Source organism: Accumulibacter sp. (assembly GCF_032229525.1).
In the GTDB taxonomy this organism is placed as follows: domain Bacteria; phylum Pseudomonadota; class Gammaproteobacteria; order Burkholderiales; family Rhodocyclaceae; genus Accumulibacter.
Map to the genome: position 1 here is coordinate 20,287 of NZ_JAVTWB010000198.1, position 5,556 is coordinate 25,842.

The 5,556-nt window shown below is 65.1% G+C and carries 5 protein-coding genes; all 5 read right to left on the reverse strand.

Features of this window, described 5'->3' with window-relative positions; translation table 11 throughout:
- On the reverse strand, positions 1 to 955 hold a 955-nt coding region (hypE, locus tag RUW20_RS15535; RefSeq protein WP_313953129.1), incomplete at its 3' end, for a hydrogenase expression/formation protein HypE.
- A complete protein-coding gene (hypD, locus tag RUW20_RS15540; RefSeq protein WP_313953130.1) occupies positions 952 to 2,109 on the reverse strand; it encodes a hydrogenase formation protein HypD in 1,158 nt (385 codons plus the stop codon). The genes hypE and hypD, both read right to left, overlap by 4 nt.
- A gap of 64 nt (positions 2,110 to 2,173) precedes the next feature.
- A complete protein-coding gene (locus tag RUW20_RS15545) occupies positions 2,174 to 2,422 on the reverse strand; it encodes a HypC/HybG/HupF family hydrogenase formation chaperone (protein WP_313953131.1) in 249 nt (82 codons plus the stop codon).
- Positions 2,423 to 2,434: 12 nt separating this feature from the next.
- Entirely contained in the window at positions 2,435 to 4,738 is a 2,304-nt protein-coding gene (gene hypF / locus RUW20_RS15550) for a carbamoyltransferase HypF (RefSeq protein ID WP_313953132.1), read from the reverse strand.
- 1 nt (position 4,739) lies between these two features.
- On the reverse strand, positions 4,740 to 5,556 hold an 817-nt coding region (gene hypB, locus RUW20_RS15555; RefSeq protein ID WP_313953133.1), incomplete at its 5' end, for a hydrogenase nickel incorporation protein HypB.

Below are 5,556 nucleotides of genomic sequence, written 5' to 3' on the forward strand. Positions count from 1 at the left end.
GATGCACAGTGCCGATCAGTGCTGCCCGCCGCCCCAGTGGATGAGCGTGCATTGCAGCGAGCAAGGCGTCGGCGTCTTCTTCTGCGACGACCGCCAGCAGCTTGCCTTCGTTGGCCACGTAGAGCGGATCGAGGCCGAGAAACTCGCAGGCGGCAGCAACCTCGACCTGTACCGGCATGGCATTTTCCTGCAGCATCATGCCGACACCGGACTGACGAGCGATCTCGTTCAGCGTCGTCGCGACACCACCGCGCGTCGGGTCACGCAGCGCGCGGATCGCCGCGCCACTGGCGCGCATGGCGGCAATCAAGCCGTGCAGCGCCGCGGTGTCCGAAACGATCGGAGCCGCGAAACCGATGCTTTCGCGTAGCGCCATGATCGCCATGCCGTGCTCGCCGATGCTTCCCGAAACGATGATCCGGTCGCCGGGTCGCGCCCGATCGCCCGAGAAATCGGCCCCGTCGGCAACGACACCGACGCCAGTGGTGGTGATGTAGACGCCGTCGCCAGCACCCTTCTGGACCACCTTGGTGTCGCCGGTGACCACCGGCACGCCGGCGTCCTTGGCCGCACGGGCCATCGAGTCGACGATACGCACCAGGTCGGCGAGCGGAAAGCCTTCCTCGAGAATGAAGGCAGCCGCCAGATAGAGCGGCGTCGCACCGAGCACGGCGACGTCGTTGATGGTGCCATTGACCGACAGGCAGCCGATGTCGCCGCCGGGAAAGAACACCGGCGAAACGACGTGTCCGTCGGTGGACATCACCAGCCGACCCGGCGGCATCGGCATCACCGCGCCGTCGTTGCCCTGTCCGAGATAGGCATTGCCGAGTCGCCTGGCGAACAGTTCCTCGATCAGCTGTGCCATGGCCCGTCCGCCGCTGCCATGCGTCATGTCAACGACGCCGTGCTTGAGGTCGAGCGGACGGACGTAGCCCGAACGCACGGCACTCATGACGCCACCGCCACATCGGCAAAGCGCCCAAAGGAGTAGTGCGCGGCGCAGGCCCCCTCCGACGACACCATGCACGAGCCGACCGGATTCTCCGGGGTACACACGCTGCCGAAAATACGGCATTCCTGCGGACGTTTGACGCCACGCAGCACGGCGCCGCACTCGCAGGCCGGATGATCTTCGACAGCCCGGTAGCCAGCCGCGAAACGACGCTCGGCATCGAACTCGGCGAACTCCTTGCGGATGCAGAGTGCGCTATAGGGCAACTCGCCCAGACCGCGCCAGGCAAACGAGCGGCGCAGCTCGAAGACTTCTGAAACCAGCTGCTGGGCCTTGCGGTTACCGTCGCGCGTCACGGCGCGCGAGAACTCGTTCTCGACCAGCGCCTGACCGGCGTTGACCTGCTTGATCAGCATCAGGATCGCCTGCATCACGTCGAGCGGCTCGAAACCGGCGATCACCACCGGCTTGCGGTACTCCTCGGCGAAGAACTCGTATGGCCGTGTGCCGATGATCGTCGACACGTGCGCCGGGCCGATGAAGCCGTCGAGCGGCACGGTCCCCCAGCGCCGGACTTCCGGCGATTCGAGGATGCTGGCAATTGCCGACGGCGTCAGCACATGGCAGCAGAGCACCGAGAAGTTGCTCAGGACGAGCGCCCGCGCCTGTTTGATCAGCACCGCCGTCGGCGGCGTCGTGGTTTCAAAACCGATGGCGAAAAATACCACCTGCCGGTCGGGATGCTGCTGCGCCAGCGCCAGCGCGTCGGCAGCGGAATAGACCATGCGGATCTCGCCGCGCTCGCCGCTTTTCCTGCCCAGAAGGGCTTTCGCCTTGAGCAGCGACAGGCCTGCCGATGCCGGCACGCGCAAGGGGTCGCCGTAGCTGCAGAGGGTGACACCCGCGTCGACAGCGAGGCCAATCGCCATGTCGATGCGGCCGATCGGCAGCACACAGACCGGGCAACCGGGGCCGTGAATCAGGCGCACGTTGCGCGGCAGAAGATCGCTCACGCCGTAGCGGGCGATGGCATGCGTGTGGCCGCCGCAGAACTCCATGAAGTGATAGTTGCGGTCGTCCCGTGCTGCCAAGCGGATCGCCGTGGCCAAACCTCTGGCCAGTTCGCCGTCACGAAACTCGTCGATAAACTTCATCAACCGACGTGCTCAGCTCTTGATGACTCCATTCCCGAATCCCCTCCCTCGCTGCTCCGCCGCGTCAAACGCCCGTGCTGGTTGCCTCCTGCAGCGCAGCCTGACCCAGTTCGGCAAACAGCGCCAGAGTTTTCTCGGCCTCGTCCGGATCAAGCCGGCTCAGCGCGTAACCCACGTGCACGATGACGTAGTCGCCGACCGCCACGTCCTCCATCAGCGCCAGCGAAATCTCCTTGCCGACGCCGGCGACGTCGATCATTGCCTGATCCCCGGGCCGCAGTTCGACGATCCGGCACGGCAGCGCGAGACACATCTCGACCGCCCCCTATCGACTCGCCAGGTGCTGCATGGCGACCCACGCCTGACCGACGCTCAGACCACCATCGTTGGGCGGCACCTGGCGCGCTTCGATGATGCGCATGCCCTGCGCACTGAGGCGGGTGTGCAGGCCGCGCACCAGAACCTGGTTGAGGAAGCAGCCACCACTGCCGATCACCGTCTGTTCGCCCGGAACCAGGACCCGCAGCCAGTCGCCCAGCGCGGCGATCAGCGTCGCGTGAAAGAGTGCGGCGCCACGCTCGGCGTTCTTCTCGTCGGCCAGCACCGCCAGCAACGGCAGCAGATCAAGCTGGCCCTTGCTGATCGTCCAGCCTTGATCCAGGGGCAGAACTTCGCCGTAGCGCTGTGCCAGGCCTTCCAGAAGCATTGCCGCCTGGCCTTCGTAGGCCATCACTGCCTTGACGCCAAGCAGGCCGGCGGCGGCATCGAATACCCGTCCCATACTCGATGTCGGCGGGCAGTTGATATCCCCGAGCAGCATCTGTGCAACCGCCGGCGCCGCTTGCTGTGCCGAAAACCGCTCGGCGATCTCGTTGGTCCGGCCAAGTCGATGCAGCACCGCCGCCGCCATCCGCCAGGGTTCGGCCGCCGCGCGATCGCCACCGGGAAGAGCCAGTGGGGCGAGAGAGGCCAGGCGTTCAAACGTATCGCCATTGACGCGCAACAGTTCGCCACCCCAGGCGGCGCCATCGGTACCCAGACCGACGCCGTCGAGCGAGAGGGCCAGAGCGCTGCCCTGGATGCCGTGTTCGGCAAGCACCGAGGCGGCGTGCGCATGGTGGTGCTGCACCCCCAACAGCGGTAAATTCCACTGCTGTGCAAACTCGGCGGCAAACCGTGTCGAGTGAAAGTCCGGATGCAGGTCGTGCGCGACGATCGCCGGCTCGACGCCCAGCAATTTCACCAGTTGCGCGACATTCTCTTCAAGGAAATCGCAGACAGCCGCGTTGTCGAGATCGCCAATATGCTGCGACACGAAGGCTTCGTCACCACGCGTCACGCAGATGGTGTTCTTGAACCAGCCACCGAGCGCGAGTACCGAGGGCCCGGCGATCGGCAACTTGATCGCCCGCGGCGTGTAGCCACGTGCCCGACGGATGAACTGCAGACCGCTGGTAGTGATGCGCGCAACGCTGTCGTCGCAACGGGTCACGATGTCGCGGTCGTGCATCAGGAAAGCATCAGCAATGCCGTAGAGTCGCAGCAAAGCTTCACTGTTACCGACCACCAGCGGTTCGCCACCGGGGTTGGCGCTGGTCATCACCAGCGCGAGATCCTGGGCGCGTTCGAGCCAACCCATGCCAGGCGGGCGCTTGGCGGCTTCGTGAAAGAGCAGGAACTGCAGTGGCGTGTAAGGCAGCATGACGCCAAGCCAGGCCAGGCCGGGTGCGACACCAGGCAGGGCGTCGTCGCAATTGCCGCGCTTGCGGATGAGAATCGCCGGACGCGTCGGCAAGGTGAGCAGTCCCGGCTCACCGATACCTACCTGGACGAAAGTAGCCGCCGACGGGGCGTTGGCCAGCATCACGACAAAAGGTTTTTCGTCGCGCTGTTTGCGCTCGCGCAGCAGCGCGACGGCGACCGCATTGCGTGCATCGCAGACGAGATGGAAGCCGCCCAAACCCTTGATGGCGACGATCTTCCCCTGGCGCAGCAAGGCCAGTGCGCGGGCCAGCGGATCATCGGGCAGCGGATGCCCTTCGGCATCGAGCAAGAACAGCTGCGGGCCGCATTTTGGACAGCAATTGGCTTCGGCGTGGAAGCGCCGATCCTCGGGCCGCTGGTACTCTTGCTGACAGCGGGGGCACATGACGAAAGGCTTGAGGCTGGTGCGCGCCCGGTCGTACGGCAAACCGCGGCTGATGGTGTAGCGTGGTCCGCAATTGGTACAGTTGGTGAACGCGTAGCGCCAGCGCCGGCTACTCGGTTCGAACACTTCCGCCAGACAGTCGCGGCAGACTGCCGTATCGTGCCCGATCATCGTTGCTGCCCGGCCGCTGCGGCTGTCGATGATCACAAAATCCTGACCGGTGTGAGCGGCGAGCGCTGCGTCGCGCGCCACCACCGAATTGATCCGGGCCAACGGCGGCGCGTCCTGATGCAGGCGTTCGATCAGACTCTGCACCTGCAGCGCCGCACCGCAAACCTCGATCTCGACACCGCGTGAGTCGTTGCGCACCCAGCCGCCGAGACCCAGTTCCTTGGCCAAGCGCCAGACGAAGGGACGAAAGCCGACGCCCTGAACGACACCGCTGACTCGTATGTTCTGACAAACCATGGTCTTGGTCATCTCAGTCTCCCGCACCAGCCGAGAGCTGCGCTTCGAGCTCGACGATCCGCCGCCGCAGCGAAGCCATCGTCGCCATCTTCTTTTCCTGGCGTGCGCCACAGCCCGCCGTCAGCCAGCCCAGCCACTGGTCGAAACCCTCGCCGGTGGTCGCCGAGAGCTGGATCACCTGCAAGGCCGGATTGACCTGCCGGGCGTAGCTGATTGCCAGATCGACGTCGAAGGACACGTAGGGCAGCAGGTCGATCTTGTTGATCAGCATCAGCGAGGCGGCATGGAACATGTCGGAATACTTGAGCGGCTTGTCGTCGCCCTCGGTGACCGACAGGATCACTACCTTGTGCGCCTCACCGAGATCGAAGGCTGCCGGACAGACGAGATTGCCGACATTCTCGATCAGCAGCAGGGAATCGTCGACCGGAGCCAGCTCGTGCAGGGCGTGGCCGACCATGTGGGCGTCCAGGTGACAGCCCTTGCCGGTGTTGATCTGTACCGCCGTGGCACCCGTGGCACGGATGCGTTCGGCGTCATGGCTGGTTTGCTGGTCGCCCTCGATCACCGCGATCGACAGCTTCTCCCGCAGCGCCTCGATGCTGCGGCACAGCAGGCTGGTCTTTCCGGAGCCGGGACTGGACACCAGGTTGAGCGCAAAGATCCCGTGCTCCTCGAAACGACGCCGGTTCTGTGCCGCGTAGCCGCTATTCTTGGCCAGAATGTCGCGCTCAATCTGTACCATCCGCGACGGTGACGAACCCTGGTCACCAGGGTGCTCATGCTGATGGCCATGCGTCTGGTAGCCATCGCCATGGTAATGCCCTGCG

Excerpts from the sequence above, each read along its gene's own strand:
- hypF (WP_313953132.1), bottom strand. The coding sequence starts at position 4,738 with ATGACCAAGACCATGGTTTGTCAGAACATACGAGTCAGCGGTGTCGTT.
- RUW20_RS15545 (WP_313953131.1), bottom strand. The coding sequence starts at position 2,422 with ATGTGTCTCGCGCTGCCGTGCCGGATCGTCGAACTGCGGCCCGGGGAT.
- hypD (WP_313953130.1), bottom strand. The coding sequence starts at position 2,109 with ATGAAGTTTATCGACGAGTTTCGTGACGGCGAACTGGCCAGAGGTTTG.